This is a genomic window from Acinetobacter sp. TAC-1 (assembly GCF_029025845.1).
Classification (GTDB): domain Bacteria; phylum Pseudomonadota; class Gammaproteobacteria; order Pseudomonadales; family Moraxellaceae; genus Acinetobacter; species Acinetobacter guillouiae.
The window spans coordinates 2,308,014-2,329,625 of the sequence record NZ_CP118892.1 but is presented as its reverse complement, the minus strand read 5'-3'; the positions used below and the strand labels follow the sequence as shown (position 1 = coordinate 2,329,625).

Below are 21,612 nucleotides of genomic sequence, written 5' to 3'. Positions count from 1 at the left end.
TTGAAGCAGCAAATTATGCTTCAACCATTTGTACTACAGCTAAACGACCGCCATCTTGTTTAGAAAATAAAATTTGAACACCATCTTTTAATTCAATTTTACCGCCAATCGGAATCTGCGTTTTATTGGCAACATCGGTAAGATCAGGCATATCTTCATTAACCAACCACCATACATCATTATGTAAGACGAAATAGCCTTTTCGCTTGGTCTGTTCTGCAGTCAAGCGTTCATTGGGTGCAATCATATTATTGGTATGCCATGCGTAAATAGATTGGCCTGTCCACACCATTAAACGATGATTATCGGGTCTAAAATTACCTTGCTGCCGTGCTGAGTATAGATTGAGAATAGGTAATTTCCCTTTAAATGGCGTATGACAAAATGGACATTCAGGTTTAGTGGAATTATCAAACACATACCACTTTTGACCACAACGGTGATTATGACACGGCTGAATCAAATCCACTGTTTTAACCAAAGCTGTTTCCCAGTCGTTGGCTGAGGGGCGCTTGGCAGGATCATGTAAACCTTCGACAAAGCTTTTGATAAAGAGCTCAGACAAATACGGTCCAGTCACTGTAAAAGGTACTTTTGCAGGATCCCCCCACGGCTGCTGACTGACTTTAAGTTGAGTCGGTTTCACCTGATTACTATGATCTGTTGGGTGTTCAATAAACAGTGCTTTTTCACCCATTCCCAACGTTTCATCCTTTTGCGGATCATTCATATCATGAATTTTTCCACCACGTAACGGATGTCGATAGAGCAAATACATATAAATCAATACCGCCAAAGCATGTTTATCTGTTGCAATACTGGGTAAATAACGATCGGGATTATCCTTGGATAAATGACTGGTGCGTACCACTTCTGGCGCAATAAAATCAGGAGTACCGACAACATCAGGTGGATATTTACCAGGTACCACCAAACCATCAACGTCGATAACGCTGGCACTCCCAGAAACAGGATCGACCAAAATATTTTTATAAGATAAATCTGAATGGGCCAAACCCGCAGCATGCATACGGCGTACTGCGCGAGAAATTAGAATTCCTATTTTAAGGTAATTTAGCCAAGTGCCTTTTTCTTTGTCGTCGAGAAATCTGTTTTGGTTATTTGCACTTGCAAACCATTTCCCTTCTTTTTCTTTGCCTTTGATTTGCAGAAAATCATTATTTTTTGAACCATATTCAAAGAAAAATTGTTTTCTATAGGTTGGGGCGGTAATCCCAAGCAAATTATTATATTCAACTAAACCGTCGGGCCAACAGAAAATATTTTTCCAATAATCCCCACCAATCCCATTAAAAATACTTTGCCATTTATTGCCAACAATTTCTTTTAAACGATCTTTTTGCTGCTCAAAGGTGGCTTTAGATTCATAAAACTTATTCTTTTCTTTACTGAAAAAGCACACCACATAACTACGATCAGGTGAAAAATATACATCTTTCATTGCACCTGAACCGATAATTTCATCTACAAATTCTATTTCACGTCCATCAACGGTGGTACATTTAATAATTTTTGCTGACATACTTGCCACCTTACACTATATTCTTCAAATACTTAGATATTATTTATACAGATATTGTTGAATGCTTATTCCATAATACGGCCATGGTACGATCGTCATGATGCCCAGCTGTAAAGAAATGCATCCATTCCAACAATGCTATATCAGCTGCTTCATTCTGTAGCAACGGATCCAGTTCACGGTATAAACTTTGCCATTTATCAAAGTTGGATAAGCCAGAATCTGTTTCAAATTTTGGATCTGAAATACCATCTGTCATCAACATAATCGCATGGGTATCTTTAAAGCAGCCTATTTTTAAACGGTTTGGAAATTCTGTTGCAATACTCAGATCTAGAAACTTAGTCTGTCCTGCATATTCACCACCATCTGGAACATTCATCAGGCGCACATTGTCCTCGCTATATACTGCGATTGCACCGTCTCCAACGGAGAATGCGCTGATAAAGGTTTTGTCAGCTAATTTACATACGACCGCAACCAGCAATGTGGTTGAAAAATCTTTAGTATTTGCCCCAATCTGCTCTGCTTGTAATTTGATTTGGTTAATAATTGATTTATAAATTTCATAATATACATGATGAAACTGCTCATTTAACTTTTTGGCAACTGCAACAGTTTCAGCATCCTGACTGCCCACTTGCCACTTTTCTAAGTCAGCAATCAGGCTTTCAACCGTGTGTGGATTTAAATAGTTTTTAAACTCATTTTCAACAATCTCTACCGCAATTCGAGAGCCTTCTCTGGAGTATTGCGCACTGCCTGCACCATCTGCCACAGTCAAGACCGACCAAGATGTATTGTCAATTAAGGTAATGGAAAAATCGTCATCTCTAAATAAGCCTGCGTGTTCATGTGAACGACCACGACGACTTGCAGCGATAATTTTATAGTCCACGGCATCAATTAAGGCTTGATCCAAATGTGGCTTGCTAAATTTTTGCCCAGACTCAGGTTCAATGACTTTCCATAAACTACGTGGGTCTGCAATGATATTCAACCGACACTGGGCGGAGCGTGTTTCTCCATCAGCGATAAACTGAAAAGAAAATTCGATTGAATCTGCTTGTAGTGGTTCACCATGAATACGCTGTGTGGCTTCATCGAAATAAAAACTTGTATCTGGAAATTTAAAGCTTTCAGATTTGAACGTTAATTGATTGACATCATGTTGTGAAATCACTGAAATTTGAGATTGATAGTGTTGTCCAACTCGGGCATTTTCAACCTGAAATTTAATGTCTTCATATTTACTTCGTCTAAACACAGATTCGATCTCTAATCTATTCTTCTCAGTTTCAGAAGATATTATTTCAGGGGTTGAGTTTATATTTTCAGAATCAATTGTCGGCTTGTTTTCTAAATTGGGTTCAGTTGCAAAGGCTGATGCTTGCTCGACTTGATCTGCAACAACTTGCTGTTCAACTTGTAGGATCGGTGCCAGTTGCAATGTTGTGTGAAGATCTAAAGTGACATTTTGCGTTTCGGAAATTGCTCCAACTGAGTTGGTGTTTTCAGATGATGTATGGAGTTGATCCACATTGACTAAAGGCTCAACACAATTTTGTTGAATATTTTCATCAAGCTTGACTTGGTCATCAACTCTAGCGTGTTGATTGGTTTCTGTTTGCTGATTAAGACCGACTTGCTCTTGAACATTCTTTTGTACAGTAGCTTGGGTTGTATTCGAGCTTATAATTTCATGCTGAGACTGTGCAGCAGATGCGTTATCCAATAAATCAGCTTCATCGATATTGTTCAAACGCGGTGCAGCTATCTTCACTTTTTCCAATTCATTGATGAGTTTTGAAAGTTGTTTGAGATTTTGCGGATCACTTAATAGAAATTGTGAAAAATCCTCACTGAAATCAGCGGAATTATGTTCCAAAATTTGCTTTAATTTGCATACATCACTGTCCATTTTACCCTCTACTCATTTTTCTATTCTATTTGCTTGGTCACTTGGTCACTCACCAATCACGATGCACTTAAGCGTTAAACGATATAGATTTTTAATATTGTTCAATGCAGCAATGCTTTAATCATGTATCAACACATCAACCGATAAAGCCTAACCTTGCCCACGGGTTAAATCAAAATCTCCATCACCAGACGAGAAACTGATTTGTCGACGACACCACGGGCAAACCACAGATTCCCGATAGCCGTCATAACACATCAAATTACCGCATCCACATACCGCAAAAGCGGTCTCAGAAAAACAATGTGGACATTCAGGGAAACCATCGAGTTCAGCCGTATTGATCTGCTTATTTGATGCATTATGATCTGACCAAGTAAAATACTCCTCAGATATCGCACTACAGGTATCTAACTTAAAATTATAGATATTGATATTTAAATCAGCTGGACCTTTATATTGTAAGTTACGTATATATTTGATGATATAAGGTTTATTCATCTTTTGGCAGCGACCGACAAATATCGCACAATGATCATCGGCTTTATTTTTTTGCAGGGATAATGCATCTTTTGCCAAGCGCATATAACGCTCATCAATCGGCAACAGGTCATCTTTTTGTTGATGGCTACCAATACTGATACTTTGTGAGACCACAGAGGCTGTGATCCACTTACACAAACCTTTGACATATTCTTGATTGATCTGATCAATTGAAATGGTATTTTCAGTGATCTTACTTAGCACAGAAAAATCAACATCTGCACCTAGACCGATGGCGACGACTGTTGCTTTATGCGCATATTTGGCATTCCAGCGTTGAATTGCCTGATCATATTCATCGGTTGGGCGTCCATCGGTAAATATATAGACCATTGGCTTCCAGTCGCCTTTGACTTCACTGGTGGTTTTCATCACATAACGATCAATTTCCTGACCCAAATGATCTAAAGCTTTACCCAAATGTGTCCCACCACCCAAGGGCAAATTAAAATGATTAAAGGCAAATAACTCAGTTAAAGGGACCAATGTTCTGACAATACCTGCATATGCAATCACTGAAACATATACAGTTTCAAGTGCATAAGGATCTTTTCTTAAACTGCTTAAAATAAATTCCACACCCTCTTGAACTGATTCAAGCGGTTGCCCGACCATTGATTCAGAACAATCAAGAACAAAAAATACCGGTAAACGGCGCATAACTTCACCTACATTATTTTTATCATATTATTCAAATACCTAAATCAAACAGACAAGTACTGATCTGTTTGATTTAACATTTTTATCGTCACGTAATATTCAGTTATAAAACCAGCTGAATTTCGGCGGGTGGTGGTGGTAAAGAAATTGAATCGGATACCCCTGCACTACTGCTACCAGCGACCACACTTGCAGAAACCCACTTAAAGAAGCTAGCAAAACTATTTGAGTCCATGGTGTCTAACACAACCACTTGATCCGTCAGTTGCAGCAAGGATTCAGTTTTCGCTTTTGGCCCTGCAGCACAAGCGACAATCGTGGCAAAGTTAAGCTGTTTAATTGTGGGAACGATTTGCTGATAAGCATAGACATCTGAGGGTGAACCATCTGTCATCAAGAACAATAACGGGCGCCAATCGCCTTTAACATCATTGCTACTTTTCTGTACATTCTGTTGTACTTCCTGTGCCAGTAATTCCAATGCTGCACCCATAAATGTTGCTCCCACATTGGGTACATCTAGATCTGGAATTTGAACTTGATCTAAAGGGGTAAGCGGTAAATAAACTTTTGCTTCAATATCAAAGGTGATCACACTTAAATACACGCTTTCAAGCGCATAAGGATCTTGCCTTAATGCACTGAGCATCGACTGCAAGCCAACATTCACCGAGTGAATTGGCTCACCACGCATAGAGCCAGATGTATCTAACAAAATATATACAGGTAAACGGCGCATTATATTCTCATTTTTTAACTATATTTTTTTAACCATTCCACGAAATTATCCGCGGGTGATGCATTACCGACCGCATTAAATTTCAAACCACTATTTTCTCTGACCAGTTCAGCAAATAACAATGAACGTTGTTGATCATATTGACCGATACCTGATAAATCAAAACGCACCATTTCTTTGCCAGTACCATCGACAGCACGAATAAAGGCATTTTTCACCTGACCAAAATGCTGATTGTTTTTTGCACCATTGTAAATTTGCACAATAAAGACAATCTTGTGATATTCAGCTGACAAGCTATTTAATTTGACAATAATTTGTTCATCATCGCCGTCACCAGCACCAGTACGGTTATCTCCAGTCAGCCAGATTTGCCCTGAACGATGTTTTAAATTATTAAAAAAGATAACATCACTGTTTTCGAGTGTGGCTTGACCTGCGGCATTCCAGCCCAGATCTTTTACTTTTCCACTAGCATCACATAAAAATGCCACCACATCTAGATCGTGTTCTTCACTCTTTGCGCCTGAAAATAATCCGCCTAAAAAGCCTTTCTTTTGCTCAGTGATATCCCAACCGAGTCCAATCGTCACTCGTTCTAAATCATGTTTAGATTTTTCAAGGCTGAGTCCTTGACCTTTCGCCAATGTAATTGCCATGCTATTTTCCTTTATTTTTATAGAACCACATTCACTTCAGGTGGTGGTGGTGGAAGATCATTTAAGCCTGTGACTTCTTTTTGACCTGCATCTACTTTTTGGCTTCCTGTAGAAATACTTGCAGAAACCCATTTAAAGAAGGCTTTAATGGTATTTGAATCTGCAGTTGCAAGTTCTACCACAACTTCTGTAATTTGTTTGAGAATACTGCTATCTGCATTATGTCCTGCTGCACAAGCAATAATCATCCCTGTCTTGGCTTGTTTTAGTTTTGCAAAACCTTTAGTCCAATCATCCGTTGGTGCACCATCTGTCATAATAAAAACTAAGGGTTTCCAGTCACCACGGGTATCAGGTGTGGTTTTTTGCACTTCCTGATCAATTTTATCTGCCAGTAATCCAAGTGCTTCGCCCAACTGTGTAGTCCCCGTTGCCTGTAATTGAGGGGGTTGAAACATCGCAATTTCAGTTAAGGGAATCAGTTGTTTGGCTTGAGTATCAAAAGTAATAATAGATAAATAGGCTGTTTCAAGCGCATAAGGATCTTGTCTGAGTGAAGAAACCAGTATTTCAACACCATTTTTAACGGCTTCAATCGGTTCACCATGCATCGAACCTGAGGTATCTAATAATAAATATACGGGTAATCTTCTCATTTGTTTATCTCTGTTTAATGTCTCGTTAATTTTTAATCTTTATGCATATGTTTATATAAAAAATTGAACTAAAAACAAAGCTTTTTTATCATTTTTAATACCTAATTTTTTATCCAAATATCAAATTTTCTTAAATCCGCTGTTTTTTTATTGAGCTCATCCTGACATATTATTTGTTTTATGCTGGGTGATATTTTAAAAATAATCGCAGAATTCTAAGCTATAATTGTTTCATTACTTACCTTAATCTGAATCCTCAGATTTTAAAGCCCAATATGTCAAAAAATCTCGCAACCCTGATTGGTTTAAGTGCCATTTTACAATGGTCTTCCATTGTCGGTTTATTGAAAAAAATTAGTTTTAGTTTGGGCGCTGAGTTGGCTGTGCTGCTGATGTATACACTGAGCACGTGTATTTTATTAATATTTTTTAAAATCCCAAATTTAAAATTAATTTCAAAAAAATATCTGATATTTTCTACCTTATTGTTTGTTATTTATGAATTATGTTTTTCTTATGCCATTGCACTAGCACAAACCGCCCAACAAGCCATAGAAGTTAGCCTGGTCAATTACCTCTGGCCGGGCTTAACTGTTGCGATGCTGATCCTCTTTAAAGAAATTAAATTTAATGTCTTTGTTATTGTCGGTTTAGCCATCAGCTTAAGTGGAATTATTTTGATTCAAACCGGACAAGGTGCTTTAACATGGTCTAATATTTTATCCAATATTCTCGAAAATCCAATCAGTTATATTTTGGCATTTGTTGGGGCAACGCTGTGGTCCTTATATTGTGTGATTACCAAAAAATATAATGATGGGCATAATCCAATTTCATTTTTCTTTGTGGCGATCAGTATAGTGCTGTGGAGTAAATACCTGTGGTCAAATGGATTGAGTTTAAATGCAATTCCAGAAGTTGAACTTACAACAATAGGATTATTAGGCATTGTTTCAGTGGTGATGGCCTTGGGCTATGCCGCTTGGAATATTGGCATTATCAAAGGCAATATTACGATTTTGGTGACTTTATCTTATTTTAGTCCAGTCATCTCAACTTTGATTTCAATGTTTATCTTACAAACCAATCTACCAACAGAGTTTTGGTATGGCGTGATCTTGGTGACTTCAGGCTCTTTGGTGTGTTGGATTTCGACAAATTGGCAACAATTAAAAGACAAACTATTCAGTGCTTTAAATTAAATGCTTGCTGATCAACATGCATTTTAAATAAATACCATCCAAGCAATCATTCAACAGCTTAAGTTGTATTTAATCCATATCGAATGATCAACTTAGTAAATGGCCCCACTACTTTAGATTCAATTTAGGGGGGCCATGAATCGCTTAAATTGTTTGCTTAGATTTATCTGCAAGTTTAACCAGACAAATAACCTTCACGTTTAAGATCCGCTGTCGTACTCAGAATCGCTTTACGTAATGTTGTCACGATAAAGTCTACATGTTGTTTATTTAAAATTAAGGGTGGCGACATGATATTCATATGGCCAACTGGACGAATGATTAACCCATCTTTCTGGCAATAATCTGCAATTCGAGAACCTACATTGACTGAACTTGGGAAAAGTTCCTTAGTTTTCTTATTGGCTAAGTTTTCAATACACATCATAAATTTCTTACCACGAACCTCCCCGACAATGTCTAAGTCAACCAATGTGTGTAATTGATCTTCAAAATATTGCCCTACATCATTGACATGTTGCAGTAAATTTTCACGCTCGATAATTTCAATATTTTTTAGTGCCGCTGCACAAGAAACAGGATGACCTGAATAGGTAAATCCATGGGTAAATAACGCACCATCCGCCTGAGGCTTACCAATCACTTTTGCGATATCATCAGATATAATCGTTGCACCTAAGGGTAAGTAACCTGAAGATAAGCCTTTGGCACAAGTAATAATATCTGGAACGATATCAAACTCTGATTCTGAAGCAAAAAAGTGCCCTAAGCGCCCGAACGCAGTCACAACTTCATCAGACACATATAAAACCCCATATTTATGACATACTTCAAGGGCTTTTTTATGATATCCCGGCGGAGGTACGATAACACCGCCAGCACCCATGATCGGTTCTGCAAAAAACGCAGCGACATTTTCTGGACCCAATTCCAAAATTTTATTTTCTAACTCTTGTACCTTTTCATTGCAGAACGCTTCTAAGCTTTGACCTTCCGCTCTACGGTATGGATTTGGGCATGAAATCTGGTGGACCAATTCACGATCAATATCAAAACCGATATGATCAAACTCAACCCCTGTTAATGACATACTGATATAGGTACTGCCATGATAACCATCTTTGCGCGAGATTAATTTTTTCTTGCTTGGTTGACCAAGTTGATTGAAATAAAAGTGAATGAGTCGTACCGCAGTATCATTGGCAACTGAACCTCCGCAACCAAACAGTACATGATTCAAATTTCCAGGCGCTAATTCAGCCAGTTTTGCAGATAATTTTGCAGCGGGGATCGAAGTATGGTGACCAAATGCAGAATAATAAGGAATTTGCATAATTTGTTCTGAAATAGCATCAGCAATTTCTTGCCGCCCATAACCGACATTAACGCACCATAAACCACCAATACCATCCAGATATTTATTGCCTTCAGCATCAAAAACATAACACCCTTCACCGTGTGCAAGAATCATGGCGCCTTCATCTTTAAAGGTTGCAAAGTCAGTCCATGGATGAATATGGTGATCTTTATCTTTTTTCCAAACTTCTGTAATTTCTGTTGTTGATAACTGCTTCATAAGATAACTCCTTGTTAAAATTCTGCTTTTATTTGGTCAAACTTTCGATGGATTCTGGTTGAAAGAGTTGTCTTTTCATCACCAATTTGATCCAAAGAATACTGATGATTGTGGTAAAACCAATCACGATTCCGACCCAGGTAAATATTTTGACTCTCAAATCTGGGGTAGGTACAGCATAGAAAATCGTAAGTACCATCCCGATAATGCCAATGATTTGCAGGAATGGATAAAATGGTGCTTTATAAGGTCTTGCCATCTGTGGGTAGCGTTTACGCAATACAATCACGTTGATATGTGCAATCACATAAGCGATCAACCAAGAGATACATGCTGCTGTTAACAGAACTTTAATCACATCGGTTTCACTCTGTGAAAACAACATCGGTATCATGATGATGACGGCAACAAATACAACGCCCACCCAAGGCACATTATTTTTCTGATTGACTCGGGCAAAAATTGATAACACTTGTTTATTGCTCGCCATGCCCTGCAACATACGCGGTAAGGCAGCTAAAGTCGCATTTAAGGTACTTAAGGTGGCAAATAGAGCACCGATCGCAATAAAGAGTAAGCCTGTGGGGCCAAATACCGCCGTTGCATATTCAATATGTGGGGTCAAAGAATTAACCAAGTGCTCTTGGGGTAAGAAATACAGTGCACCCACGCCATATAAAGAAATGGTGATAAAAATCGTGGTTAAACCGATATACATCGATCTTGGAATATTTTTACTGGGATTTCTGGATTCTTCGATCATCGGAACAACAAACTCGACCCCGACAAATCCCCAAAAAGCCAACGCAACCAATGCCACGGTATTTGTATCAAAAGTAATTGTATAATCAACTACTTGTGTATGCGGATAAACCCAACCGCTGATCGCAAATATACCGAGCAAAAGTAATAAAACCACCATAACAAAAGCTACGGTATTTTGAACTTTGGAGAAGATATCAATTTTCAGCAGATTTAAACCCACTGAAATAAATAAAATCAAAAAGCCAATGCCAAAATAGGGAACATCCAGTTTAAATATTTTTTTGATTACATCATCGATTAAAATCAGTTCCGCTGAAACAGCAAACATCGCCACCAAAATATAACCACAAAAAACCGAAAGCATTGCGGGTAAATGCCCTGTTGCAACTAGACTATAATCACTGATACTGCCACTTTTAGGGATTAATAATGCCAACTCTGCAAAAGAGGTCGCATAGCTCAGTGCTAAAAAGAATCCTATAATCAACGGAATAAAAAAACTTATTCCGCTTAAGCCAAATCCTTGCAAAATAATCACCATCACACCTTGCGATAGTACTAAACCAACCGCAATAGCGATTAAATTAAACAAAGTTAACTGTTTTTCATTCACCTTTTTTGCCTGATCGATTAAACGACTTCCTTGCTGATTGTTCTTGCCTGTCATGTGCTCCTCCCTCCTAGAGTGGGCATTAAAACTGGAAATTTAAAAACTTATTTCATGCTGTTTTTTCTTCTTTATTGATTAAATTTCTTTGAGTTTTATCTTGATACTTTAAATACTGACGTTGAATATCAATGTGGCCTGCCACGCGTTTTGCATCATGCCAAACGCCCCAAATAAAGCTTGAACCACGCCCAGATAAATAAGGCAGACCAATAAAATAAATACCGGGTTCTGTTGAGACACCAAGCTTATGGTTGGGCCGCCCATTTGCATCAAAAGCATTGACTTCTAACCAACTATGATCAAAACCAAAGCCAGAGGCCCAAATAATTGAAGTGATCCCTGCTTGGGCTAAATTAAGCTCTAAAATAGGCCGTTGAATGCATTCAGCATCATCTAAAATAATCCGAGCTTCTGGTTCCTCTGGTAAATCTATACCTGTACGCTGAACATAGGCATCAGCAGCATCTAAAAACTCAACATAAGCTTTATCACCATCGGCCAATGACTGTTGCAAATCATTTTGAAAACGAACCCGCTCAGCTTCAAATTGCATCGTCATCCCCAGTAAAGTGATGCCTTGTTGTGCGAGACGTCTAAAATCAATGGAATGCCCGCCATGTGCACCGCTCACAGCTAAACCTTTCAACGGTCCTGTATCGGTTTTAACACTATCCCATCCGCCCAACACCCCGAGCCACCAAACATTATCGCGTTGACGATAAACACGTGGTGGACGTTCATGCGCTCCCACAGACAAATAAACTTTTTTACCAGCACGATTTAATTCATCTGCGATTTGAATACCTGAAGAACCTGAACCCACCACTAAAACAGCACCCTCAGGGATTTGTTGTGGATTTTTATATTGGTCTGAATGGATTTGATATAAACCCGTTTGCTGAGGCGCAATCGAAGGAATAATGGCTTTTTGGAAAGGCCCTGTTGCTACAACAACACGTTGTGCTGTTAAAGTGCCTTTTGAGGTTTCAACAATAAAACCCGCCGCTTGCGCATTTGCTTGGACCTTTTTAACTTCAACATTGCTATAAATCGGTGCATTAAAGCGCTTGGCATATTTTTCAAAGTATTCAGCAACTTGGTCATGATGTACAAAACTATCTGGATCAAGATCAAATTCCATATTGGGAAAGCGATCGTGCCAGCAAGGTCCATTCGCTACCAAAGAATCCCAACGGCGTGTACGCCAAGCTTCTGCAATACGGTTTTTTTCTAATACCACATGCGGAATTTTAAGCTCTGTCAGGTGCTCACTCATCGCGACTCCAGCTTGGCCAGCACCAACCACAACAGTATCTATTTCTAATTTATCTAAACTCATCTTTTTTCCCTTGTCAGATCGAGGAACGTCCTTGCAACAACAACTCTTTTGCTGAATAGACATTTACCAACTACTGCCAATCACATGTGTTTGGCTATATGTGTTTGCTGCAGATTTCTTGTTCAAAAAATGAGATATCAAAGCTGCGCAAAACATGATTTAAGAAAAATATAGGGAGCCGAGCAGCAAAGCGAAAATAGAATATCCAAAACAAATGCATCAAAAAATCTGAAGCCACACACTAAGCACATGAAATAAATAGAAAATATATGCCAGACTATAATTCTTTTTATTACTACGGAAAAAGTAAATTACTAGAAAGGAAAACACAAATTGTGAGTGCTCACGAAGTAAGCATACTAGAGAAACATCATAATTAACTGAGGATTGAGCTGTGAAACATACCCGTATTCGAACATTTAATACCAAGAAAACTTATCCAGAGCAGAATTTAGACAATGACCTATGCCAAGCTGTAGTTGCACGTGGGCGAACTGTTTTTCTTCGCGGTCAAATTGGACAAAATCTGGATACATCGGAAAGTGTTGCGATAGGCGATGTCAAGGGTCAGACCGAACAGGCGATGTACAACATTAACATGCTACTCAAAGAAGCTGGGGCAGAATTGGCAGATATTTGTAAAATTACCATATATATCGTTGATCCACGCTTCCGTGAAGATGTCTATGGTGTTGTCGGTAAATGGCTCAAAGGGGTTTACCCTGTCTCAACGGGTATCGTTGTTTCCGCTTTGGCACGTCCAGAATGGCTTGTCGAAGTTGATGCAATTGCCGTTATTCCAGACTAAAAACCATCAAGATGTGAGGGAAATATGACATTTTCAATTATTGCGAGATGTAGTGAAACAGGACAGTTCGGTGCAGCAATTAGTTCCTCCTCTCCAGCCGTTGCATCAAGATGTATACGTGCTAAAGCTGGGATTGGTGTTGCAGCAAGTCAAAATATAACTGATCCTCAATTGGCCAGCATTTTACTTGAAATGACCAAATATAATATATCGCCTAAAAATGCGATTACAGAATTAACTAAAAATACCGATTTTATTGAATACCGCCAATTAACTTTACTTGACGCCGTGAATGAGCCTTTTGCCTATAGTGGAGCAAATAGCTTAGGGATTTATACACAACATATAGGGAAACATGCTGTATGTGCGGGTAATTTACTTGCAAATGAGAATGTTACTCATGTTATGCTCAAACACTTCGAACAAAGTAAAGGCGCTTTAGCTGAGCGTTTACTTTATGCATTAGACGCAGGAAAACAGGCTGGTGGAGAAGCAGGAGCAGTACATTCTGCTGGTCTTTTGGTTGTTGACAAATTGGAATGGCCGATTGTTGACTTACGCGTGGACTGGTCAGATCAACCCATTTCCGACCTTATCGCACTATGGCAGATATATGAACCGCAAATTGATGATTATGTTTTAAGAGCTTTAAACCCGATCAATGCTCGCAGCTATGGTGTTCCAGGAAATGAATAAATTTTTCGAGGGTATACAATGGAGGTGTATCCAAAGTGTTAAATCGAATTTCTTTAAGACAAATGGAATACTTTGTTGCAACAGCTGAATGTGGCAGCATCATTATCGCTTCGGAGAAGATACATGTATCCTCTCCGTCTATTTCTGCCGCAATCGCACATATTGAATCAGAATTACAAACCCAATTATTTATTCGCCAACATGCCAAAGGCTTAATCCTCAACACTGTTGGTAAAAGTGTGATGTTGGAATGTAAGAAGATTTTAAACCAAGCTTCAAGCTTATATTCTCTTGCGGCAGAATTTTCTGGTTCCATACGCGGGCCGTTAAAAGTAGGTTGCTTCCCTGCTTTTACCCCGATGATCTATGCCGATATCATCAATGGATTTTCCAACTTATATAAGCAAGTTTCTTTAGACCTTTACGAAGATGATCAACAAGCACTTCTAAATGCGCTTATACGTAATGATATTGACCTTGCTTTAACTTACGATCTCAATATTGATGAAAATATTATTCATTTTGAAGCTTTAACGAAATTACCACCCCATGTATTGGTCAGTGAGGAGCACCCTTTAGCAATATTGCCTGTTGTAAGCTTAGAAGAACTTTCACAGTACCCGATGATTCTTTTAGACATGCCCTTTAGCAATGAATATTTCTTATCGTTATTTAGAGCTCAAAATCTTACGCCCAATGTTGTGCGTTCTTCAAAAAATATCGATGTCGTTCGTTCAATGGTTGCCAATAATATTGGCTACACGATTTTGAATGTTCGCCCGAAAAACACCTATAGCCTTGATGGTAAACGTCTGGTGCGTATTCGTATTGCGCATGAACATCGCCCGATGTATATCGGCATTGCGACACCGAAAAATGTACCCAAAAATATTGTTGTCGAAGCGTTCATTAGTCGTTGTAAAAGCTTTATCTCCGATCATTTTATTTCGGGTATGAGTTCGCCGCATTTCTACGATCCCTATATAAAAGCCCAAACACAAAAGGATTCCTCAGATGTCTAATCTGTCGAGTATTCAATTACTTAAAAAACTTGTTGCATTTGATACAACGTCCTACAAAAGTAATTTAGAACTGATTATGTTCGTCAAAAACTTACTTGAATCTGCGGGAATCAGTATCACTTTAAATTTTAATCCAGAGCAGACCAAAGCCAACTTATTGGCAAGTATTGGTCCTAAAGACCAAGCTGGTATATTGCTCTCTGGACATACCGATGTGGTTCCAGTTGAAGGACAAGCGTGGAGTACCGAACCTTTCCATACTGTAATCAAAGACGATAAAATTTTTGGTCGTGGTACAGCTGATATGAAAGGCTTTATCGCCTGCGCGATACAGGCCATGTTAAAAGCAGCACAAATGCCAGAATTGGCTAAACCACTGCACCTGTGCCTTTCCTATGATGAGGAAATTGGCTGTATTGGTGTACGCGGAATTCTTGGCCTACTCTCTGAATTAATTATTCAACCTGAGCTTTGTGTGATTGGTGAACCTACCAGTATGAATATTGCCACAGGCCATAAAGGCAAAGCAGTATTTAAAGCAATTTGTCGTGGACAAGAAGGTCACTCCGCTTTAGCCCCGTTATATGTCAATGCGATTTATTGCGCTCAAAATGTTGTTGAGGCCATTACTACGACACAAAAACAGATCGCAGAAGGTCCAATTGTCGATATGGACTACGATGTGCCTTATACCACTGTACATGTCGGGAAAATACAAGGCGGTAAAGCTTTAAATATCGTTCCCAATGAATGTGTTTTAGATTATGAGATTCGTAATGTTGCAGAACAAGATACGGAGTCAGTTCAAGCGAAAATTTTTGAATATATCGAGCAAAGCCCTTATGCAAAATTTGTCAGTTTTCAGGAAATTAATCAATACCCCGGACTAAATACCTCAACCACTATTCAAGCGGTCAAATTTTTACAAAACCTCCTTGATCCAGCAACTGCATTACAGAAGATTTCATTTGGTACGGAGGGTGGATTATTTCATCAACAATTAAATTCAGCAGTACTCGTTTGTGGCCCTGGTTCTATTCAAGTTGCGCATAAACCAGACGAATATATTGAAATCTCACAGATGCAACAATGTGATGCATTTTTTGAACGCCTGCTCAGTCATATTAAGCGCTAAGATGCGGCTATTAATTTAAAAAGTTAGTTTAAAAAAATAAGCAATACCTTAAAGATCTTTCATAAATAAAAAATGATCATGTGTAGTGAATCATATTGGTATTGTGAAAGTTTCTTCTCCCGCTGGGAGAAGGCGATGATGAGGGCGCTTTTAAGATGATTTATGCTTTTAAAAAGGACTGATGAAAGAAGTCTATTTAATTTGTTTTTTCTAAACCCAAGGCTTGTATAAAACAAATTCACAAAATTGGCGAAAAATAATACGGTTAAACCTACTCTATCGCTAAAATTTTAAGGAAGATGAATGAAACTAAAACAGGATTGGCTAGAACAACGCGCGCAGATAACACTGCCAAGTTGTGCCTTTATCGCCGGACAATTTGTCAACACCACACAGACCTATAAAGTATCAAATCCAGCCACCGCTGAGTTTTTAGTCGATATGTCAGCATGTGATGCCAATGACGTTGAACAAGCAGTTCAACATGCGAGAAAGACCTTTAACAGCGGTGTCTGGTCTCGGTTAGCGCCGCGTGAACGTAAGCAAATACTTAAAAAGCTCGCTGAACTTATTCGTGAAAATGCTGAAGAGCTTGCCTTACTTGAAACCCTCAATGTAGGTAAACCGATTCAGGATTCACTGCATGTTGATATTCCAGGTGCAGCATCTTGCTTTGAATGGTATGCAGAAAGTATTGATAAAATTTATGATGAAATTGCCCCTACAAGTGTAGACCAACTGGCGATGGTCAGTCGTGAACCCATAGGCGTTGTGGCTGCTGTGGTCCCGTGGAACTTTCCGCTTGATTTGGCAAGTTGGAAACTTGCACCTGCCTTAGCGACAGGAAATTGTGTTGTATTAAAACCCGCAGAACAATCACCCTTTACTGCATTAAAACTCGCTGAACTTGCAAAACAAGCTGGCATTCCAGATGGTGTATTACAAGTAGTTACTGGCTTAGGACATATCACAGGTCAAGCACTTGGACGCCATCCAGATGTCGATTGTTTAGTCTTTACCGGATCGACCGAAACGGCAAAAAAGTTTTTGGCTTATTCTGCTGAATCCAATATGAAACCTGTTTGGCCAGAAACCGGTGGGAAAAGTGCCAATATCATTTTTGCTGACGCTAATTTAGATAAAGCGGTCGATAAGGCGATTTTTGGTGCATTTTATAATCAAGGTGAAGTATGCTCGGCAAATTCACGGATTTTATTAGAAAAAAGTATTTCACAACAATTTATAGAGAAATTTATAGCCAAAGCCCAAACACTTAAGATTGGAGATCCTCTAGATCCGAATACTACGATGGGCTGTTTAATTGATCGTCAACATGCGGATAATGTCAGAGCTGCTATTGATCAAGCCAAGGCTCAAGGTGCGCAATCTCATATTATTCCGTTTGATTTAGATGCTGCTTTAGATCCAGCCACCTATGTGGCACCAACCATTTTAACGGGTGTCAATCCTGATTTTAAAATCTTCCATGACGAAGTTTTTGGTCCTGTGGTTTCAATCACAACTTTTGAAACCCAAGAAGAAGCCATTGAACTTGCAAATCACTCCATTTATGGATTAGCTGCCTCAATTTGGACCAAAGATATTCAGAAAGCAATTCTTCTGTCTAAACAGCTTTTAGTCGGCACAGTCTCTATCAATACAGTAGATGCTTTAGATGTGAGTACTCCATTTGGAGGATATAAACAGTCTGGTTATGGGCGTGATTTATCTTTACATGCGATTGATAAATTTACACAGTTAAAAACCACATGGATTCAATTGTAAATCCGAAGGCGCACTCAATCAGTCAAAAAGAAAGATTGAATGCTTCTGATGCTATAAAGAAAATTTACACAATATAGCGTTTGCTTAGCCCCCATTCTGCCAATATTCGACGGTAAGTTGTAGATGAACGATCTGCTTCAAAATGTGCTTCCATTGTAATATCTAATGGAAGCTCTTCTGGTTTTTGACTCTCTACCATGTCCTGATCCTCTGCAAAAATTTGTGCATTAAAATCGTAAACTGCCTGCAAATCGCCTGTGGTATCAAAATTACGGGTCAGTGGTACAAATAATCGAGTTTTGTTATGTGATACAGGACAACAGGCATTTAAAATTTTCAATATACCCTCGCGTGGAAATTCAACCTTTAACACCGCTGAAAATGGTGGGTAAACATCAAAAATTCGTTTCCATAAAAAACCCTCTGGTGCTAGATGCTGTAAGCCATGCGGGTAGTTGCTCACATTACTGACATATTCAGTATGTAAACCATAGTCTGTACGCTCAGTAGTGTATTTGGGTACGACAGGATTTTCAGCATCAGCAAAAGACTGCTGATGTACCCAAGCAAAATGTGCGACATCAATAAAGCCTTCCAATTGCCGCCCGCTTGAACCCGCAATGTCAACAAATGGTGGCAGTACAGGCTGATGCTCAGGATCATCCCAAGTGTCTAATATTGGAAAGTTTGCATAGCTTTCATCACGACTAAATAAACTTGTCCAAACCAAACCATATTTTAACACTACAGGAAATTTGGTGAGACTAAAGCGCTCTGAAATATTTGTCAGGTCTGGCTGCGCTGGAATTTTTGTACATTGACCAGCTGTGTTGTAATGCAAGCCATGGTAGGGACAAACAATCTCTTCACCTTGCACCCAACCTTTGCTGAGTGGTACACCACGGTGCGGACAAATATCACGCACCAACTGAATCGCACCATTTGCAGTTTGATAAAGTGCCATTTTCACATCGAGGAGTTGTACTTGTTGTGGGGCTGTTGTGACATCTTGCTCACGTGCGACAGGATACCAATGCTGAGCAAGTATTTCCCAGTCTTTAGGCTCAAAACCACTACATTGTGGTTGACTAAATAAGTTCAGAACTGGAATTGCATTCATACAAAACTCACAGAATATATATTTAACTTCATGATCTTATGCTGTGATTTCAGCATGTTGCTCAGCTAAAATCATGGCTTCGTTTTAAATTACGAATTTTGTCTAATTCTGTCTATTAGAATGTTTTGCTTATCTCGTTCTAAAAAATAGAACACCTATCTGAAAATTATTTTTAGAAAAAACTCATCCTTGGCATAAAAATCGCTTAGTGATCTGTGATTTTAGCGAGTTTTAAATTTCCTTGATTTTCATTGCTTAGGAATAAGTCCGTGAAATATAAATAATGGACAGCCCATATGCCTGTGAATACAACTTTTTCGCGATTTTCTGATTATTTTATTGCGGTTGCCAAGACAGGCAGCTTAAGAAAAGCAGCAGATCAACTCTATATTTCAGTATCAGCGGTACATCGTCAAATCGCGCTCGCTGAGGAAGAGTTTGGCATTGATCTGTTTGAACGTTTACCCAGTGGATTAAAACTGACGCTTGCTGGAGAGTTACTCTATGCGGATCTGATTAAGTGGCAAAAAGAATTTCAATTAACCCGTAATCGGTTTGATGAAATCCAAGGGCTTTCTCGGGGAACAATTGATTGCGGATTGATTTCGGCACTCAGTGATGGCTTCGTTTTAGATTCAATTCAATATATGTATGACAACTACCCTTGGATCAATTTTAATTTTCATATCCAAGACAGTGAAACTGTGTCAAATATGATTATGGACGCTGAAATTGACTTTGGAATTTTATTAAACCCGAAAGGCCATCATCAATTAGAGGTTTTATCTTTTGTCGAAATCCCAATCGGTTTTGTTTTACCTAAAGACCACCCTTTAACAAAAAATGAGAAAGTTTATTTGTCAGATAGTGTCAACGATAAACACTTAATTCCTGGCGCTCCTTTAATTATTCATGATTATGTGCAGACCTTGTATAAGCATCATAAATTTAGCCCACAACAGCACTTAGATTGTAATGACATTCGAATGATTATGTCATTAATTCAAAAGAATTTAGGTATTGGCTTATTGTCATTTATTGATGCATATCCATATTTAGAACGTGACGAGCTGGTTTTTAAGCCGATTCGAGAAAAGGGTTTATATCCATTAACACTGGCTTTATGTGTTGCGCCCAAACGACAACTTTCACGCGTATCGCAAATTATGATTAAGCATCTTATTGAACAAATCGAAGCATTTAAGCTCAAGTTGATCCCTTATCAATAATCAGCTTTAGCTATGTTGTAATACATGAACAACAGCCCCTTAAGCAACAAAGCAAAGACGTGTGGCTGAGTGATGACTAGCAATAACTCCCTAAACATATATGAATCAAAAGCATTAGATTTCCGATGCTGAATTTAGATTCAGTAATTTAAATTCAGCATCGACCTAGCAACATTTAATCTAAAGGATTTCCGATAATATTGCTGATAATGCCACGCATAATATGTGGGCCTTGTTCTTGACGTAAATCTTGATACCACGCTTCGGTCACGGCCTCATCTTTCATATGGGTCACATCACATCGCTTACGTGCACGTAATACCAGCTCATTGGCACGCTCATTACGTTTATTTTGATAACGTTTTAACGCATCCTCTAAGCCTAATGTATTGATTTGCAAAGCGCGTGCTAAGTAAATTGCATCTTCCATGGCTTGGCAACCGCCTTGACCAATATCAGGCGTAGTACTGTGAGCTGCATCCCCCATAATCACCACCCGCCCTTTATAAAACTGGGTAAAAGGTTCAATATCATGAATTTCTACTCGATTGGTTTTTTGCTCATCAATCGCTTCAATTAAGTTTTGAACTGGCTGGCACCAGTCCTTAAAATATTGTTTAAAGAGTGTTTTATATTGGGCTTTACTGTTTTCTAAACCTACAGGCAATGGCACATCAAAGAAGAAGTAAAAACGTTGCTCTGCCACTGGCATAAGCGAAACACGTTTTCCCTCTCCAACAAAGGTGGTCCATTGATCTGCTTGGGCAAATTTATCTGAAATTTCGACTAAGCCATTCCAATTAACATAACCTGCATAACGACGTTCAACCTGTTCACCCAGTACATATTGGCGGGTCAGTGAATGTGTTCCATCAGCACCAATTAACAATGCTGTGGTGACTTCACTGCCATCTGCAAACTGAACTTTTATCTGTTGATCTACTTGTTCTAGTGCAACCATTTTTTTCCCAAGATGAATATCGTCACGGCCAAATTCATCCATCAACATGTTTTGTAAGTCTGCACGGGAAACTGGATAAGGCCGTTGCCCAACCTCTTCAATCAAAGGCATTAAACTAAACTGAGTCATGTGCTCACCAGTTAAGCCATCGATATAGGCTAAATGATCCATTCGACCACCAAGTTTAGCAACTTGATCCGTTAAGCCTAAATAGTTTAAACACTTAACACCATTTGACCATAAAGAAATAGCAGCACCTACAGCTAGAATTTGTTCAGTTTGTTCATAGATGGTGACCGTATGTCCGAATTTTTTTAGTGCAATACCTGCGGTTAATCCCCCCATACCTGCACCGATAATAGTAATCTCCATCTATTTCTCCTCTGTCTGTTTCTTTAACACTTATGACTAAAATGCTAAAAACGTGCCATTTATTTAAAAATCAAAACATTCCTTAAGCAAAGTTGGCATAAGCTATGCATGATGAGGACGCTAAGATATTGTTTTTATGAGTGCTTATTGAGCTTTAAGTGCTGATATCAATCAATAAAATGATATAAATCGTAATATGAATGGTAAATAA

Annotated in this window: 18 protein-coding genes; 7 read left to right on the top strand and 11 right to left on the bottom strand. The window is 38.7% G+C overall.

Annotated features, from left to right (window positions below; genetic code table 11):
• Nucleotides 1-13: 13 nt before the first annotated feature.
• The 6 genes from PYV58_RS10905 to PYV58_RS10880 all read right to left on the bottom strand — a co-directional run bounded on the left by PYV58_RS10905 (nt 14) and on the right by PYV58_RS10880 (nt 6,721).
• Nucleotides 14-1,543, bottom strand: coding sequence for a lipopolysaccharide kinase InaA family protein (locus PYV58_RS10905; RefSeq protein WP_034613136.1), 1,530 nt, complete (start codon nt 1,541-1,543; stop codon nt 14-16).
• Nucleotides 1,544-1,586: 43 nt separating this feature from the next.
• Entirely contained in the window at nt 1,587-3,464 is a 1,878-nt protein-coding gene (locus tag PYV58_RS10900; RefSeq protein ID WP_034613141.1) for a PP2C family serine/threonine-protein phosphatase, read from the bottom strand.
• Nucleotides 3,465-3,614: 150 nt separating this feature from the next.
• Nucleotides 3,615-4,667, bottom strand: coding sequence for a TerY-C metal binding domain-containing protein (locus PYV58_RS10895; protein ID WP_034613144.1), 1,053 nt, complete (start codon nt 4,665-4,667; stop codon nt 3,615-3,617).
• A 103-nt stretch (nt 4,668-4,770) separates the two neighbouring features.
• Nucleotides 4,771-5,406 carry a VWA domain-containing protein gene (locus PYV58_RS10890; protein WP_004821620.1) on the bottom strand — a complete coding sequence of 212 codons (636 nt, stop codon included), beginning with the start codon at nt 5,404-5,406 and terminating at the stop codon, nt 4,771-4,773.
• Nucleotides 5,407-5,420: 14 nt separating this feature from the next.
• Entirely contained in the window at nt 5,421-6,065 is a 645-nt protein-coding gene (locus PYV58_RS10885; protein WP_275059826.1) for a TerD family protein, read from the bottom strand.
• 17 nt (nt 6,066-6,082) lie between these two features.
• Entirely contained in the window at nt 6,083-6,721 is a 639-nt protein-coding gene (locus PYV58_RS10880; RefSeq protein WP_034613146.1) for a VWA domain-containing protein, read from the bottom strand.
• Nucleotides 6,722-6,996: 275 nt separating this feature from the next.
• Between PYV58_RS10880 and yddG the strand changes: the two genes are divergently transcribed.
• Nucleotides 6,997-7,923, top strand: a complete 927-nt coding sequence (gene yddG / locus PYV58_RS10875) for an aromatic amino acid DMT transporter YddG (protein WP_034613150.1) — start codon at nt 6,997-6,999, stop codon at nt 7,921-7,923.
• 175 nt (nt 7,924-8,098) lie between these two features.
• Here yddG and PYV58_RS10870 read toward each other — a convergent pair whose 3' ends face one another.
• The 3 genes from PYV58_RS10870 to PYV58_RS10860 are packed head-to-tail and all read right to left on the bottom strand — an operon-like array spanning nt 8,099 to nt 12,273.
• Nucleotides 8,099-9,499 (bottom strand): aminotransferase, encoded by a 1,401-nt coding sequence (locus PYV58_RS10870; RefSeq protein ID WP_034613153.1) that lies wholly within the window; start codon nt 9,497-9,499, stop codon nt 8,099-8,101.
• 28 nt (nt 9,500-9,527) lie between these two features.
• Entirely contained in the window at nt 9,528-10,931 is a 1,404-nt protein-coding gene (locus PYV58_RS10865) for an APC family permease (protein ID WP_034613155.1), read from the bottom strand.
• A 52-nt stretch (nt 10,932-10,983) separates the two neighbouring features.
• The gene (locus tag PYV58_RS10860; RefSeq protein ID WP_034613157.1) at nt 10,984-12,273 is read right to left on the bottom strand and encodes an NAD(P)/FAD-dependent oxidoreductase; all 1,290 of its coding nucleotides are present in this window, start codon (nt 12,271-12,273) and stop codon (nt 10,984-10,986) included.
• 394 nt (nt 12,274-12,667) lie between these two features.
• On the opposite strand from PYV58_RS10860, the gene PYV58_RS10855 reads away from it, so the two are divergent.
• From PYV58_RS10855 to PYV58_RS10835, 5 genes are all read left to right on the top strand, one after another.
• Entirely contained in the window at nt 12,668-13,081 is a 414-nt protein-coding gene (locus PYV58_RS10855; protein ID WP_034613159.1) for a RidA family protein, read from the top strand.
• A gap of 24 nt (nt 13,082-13,105) precedes the next feature.
• On the top strand, nt 13,106-13,777 hold the full coding sequence (locus PYV58_RS10850) for a DUF1028 domain-containing protein (RefSeq protein ID WP_004821642.1): 672 nt from the start codon (nt 13,106-13,108) through the stop codon (nt 13,775-13,777).
• Nucleotides 13,778-13,812: 35 nt separating this feature from the next.
• A complete protein-coding gene (locus tag PYV58_RS10845) occupies nt 13,813-14,799 on the top strand; it encodes a LysR family transcriptional regulator (protein ID WP_004821644.1) in 987 nt (328 codons plus the stop codon).
• Nucleotides 14,792-15,934 (top strand): acetylornithine deacetylase, encoded by a 1,143-nt coding sequence (gene argE / locus PYV58_RS10840; RefSeq protein ID WP_034613161.1) that lies wholly within the window; start codon nt 14,792-14,794, stop codon nt 15,932-15,934. Before PYV58_RS10845 ends, argE begins: the two co-directional genes overlap by 8 nt.
• Before the next feature lie 303 nt (nt 15,935-16,237).
• A complete protein-coding gene (locus PYV58_RS10835) occupies nt 16,238-17,719 on the top strand; it encodes an aldehyde dehydrogenase (protein ID WP_034617333.1) in 1,482 nt (493 codons plus the stop codon).
• Between the two features lie 64 nt (nt 17,720-17,783).
• Here the strand turns inward: PYV58_RS10835 and PYV58_RS10830 are convergent, their stop codons facing one another.
• On the bottom strand, nt 17,784-18,839 hold the full coding sequence (locus PYV58_RS10830; protein WP_034617335.1) for an aromatic ring-hydroxylating dioxygenase subunit alpha: 1,056 nt from the start codon (nt 18,837-18,839) through the stop codon (nt 17,784-17,786).
• Between the two features lie 296 nt (nt 18,840-19,135).
• Here PYV58_RS10830 and PYV58_RS10825 point away from each other — a divergent pair, with 296 nt between their 5' ends.
• On the top strand, nt 19,136-20,068 hold the full coding sequence (locus tag PYV58_RS10825; RefSeq protein WP_004720328.1) for a LysR family transcriptional regulator: 933 nt from the start codon (nt 19,136-19,138) through the stop codon (nt 20,066-20,068).
• Between the two features lie 175 nt (nt 20,069-20,243).
• Here the strand turns inward: PYV58_RS10825 and hpxO are convergent, their stop codons facing one another.
• Nucleotides 20,244-21,401: an FAD-dependent urate hydroxylase HpxO gene (gene hpxO / locus PYV58_RS10820; protein ID WP_034617337.1), complete on the bottom strand. Its 1,158-nt coding sequence runs from the start codon at nt 21,399-21,401 to the stop codon at nt 20,244-20,246.
• Nucleotides 21,402-21,612: the final 211 nt, after the last annotated feature.

Bases quoted from the DNA above. Each gene is read 5' to 3' on its own strand.
- PYV58_RS10835 (WP_034617333.1), top strand. From the start codon at position 16,238: ATGAAACTAAAACAGGATTGGCTAGAACAACGCGCGCAGATAACACTG.
- PYV58_RS10895 (WP_034613144.1), bottom strand. From the start codon at position 4,667: ATGCGCCGTTTACCGGTATTTTTTGTTCTTGATTGTTCTGAATCAATG.
- PYV58_RS10900 (WP_034613141.1), bottom strand. From the start codon at position 3,464: ATGGACAGTGATGTATGCAAATTAAAGCAAATTTTGGAACATAATTCC.
- PYV58_RS10825 (WP_004720328.1), top strand. From the start codon at position 19,136: ATGCCTGTGAATACAACTTTTTCGCGATTTTCTGATTATTTTATTGCG.
- PYV58_RS10880 (WP_034613146.1), bottom strand. From the start codon at position 6,721: ATGAGAAGATTACCCGTATATTTATTATTAGATACCTCAGGTTCGATG.
- hpxO (WP_034617337.1), bottom strand. From the start codon at position 21,401: ATGGAGATTACTATTATCGGTGCAGGTATGGGGGGATTAACCGCAGGT.
- PYV58_RS10890 (WP_004821620.1), bottom strand. From the start codon at position 5,406: ATGCGCCGTTTACCTGTATATATTTTGTTAGATACATCTGGCTCTATG.
- yddG (WP_034613150.1), top strand. From the start codon at position 6,997: ATGTCAAAAAATCTCGCAACCCTGATTGGTTTAAGTGCCATTTTACAA.
- argE (WP_034613161.1), top strand. From the start codon at position 14,792: ATGTCTAATCTGTCGAGTATTCAATTACTTAAAAAACTTGTTGCATTT.
- PYV58_RS10885 (WP_275059826.1), bottom strand. From the start codon at position 6,065: ATGGCAATTACATTGGCGAAAGGTCAAGGACTCAGCCTTGAAAAATCT.
- PYV58_RS10860 (WP_034613157.1), bottom strand. From the start codon at position 12,273: ATGAGTTTAGATAAATTAGAAATAGATACTGTTGTGGTTGGTGCTGGC.
- PYV58_RS10850 (WP_004821642.1), top strand. From the start codon at position 13,106: ATGACATTTTCAATTATTGCGAGATGTAGTGAAACAGGACAGTTCGGT.
- PYV58_RS10870 (WP_034613153.1), bottom strand. From the start codon at position 9,499: ATGAAGCAGTTATCAACAACAGAAATTACAGAAGTTTGGAAAAAAGAT.
- PYV58_RS10905 (WP_034613136.1), bottom strand. From the start codon at position 1,543: ATGTCAGCAAAAATTATTAAATGTACCACCGTTGATGGACGTGAAATA.
- PYV58_RS10830 (WP_034617335.1), bottom strand. From the start codon at position 18,839: ATGAATGCAATTCCAGTTCTGAACTTATTTAGTCAACCACAATGTAGT.
- PYV58_RS10865 (WP_034613155.1), bottom strand. From the start codon at position 10,931: ATGACAGGCAAGAACAATCAGCAAGGAAGTCGTTTAATCGATCAGGCA.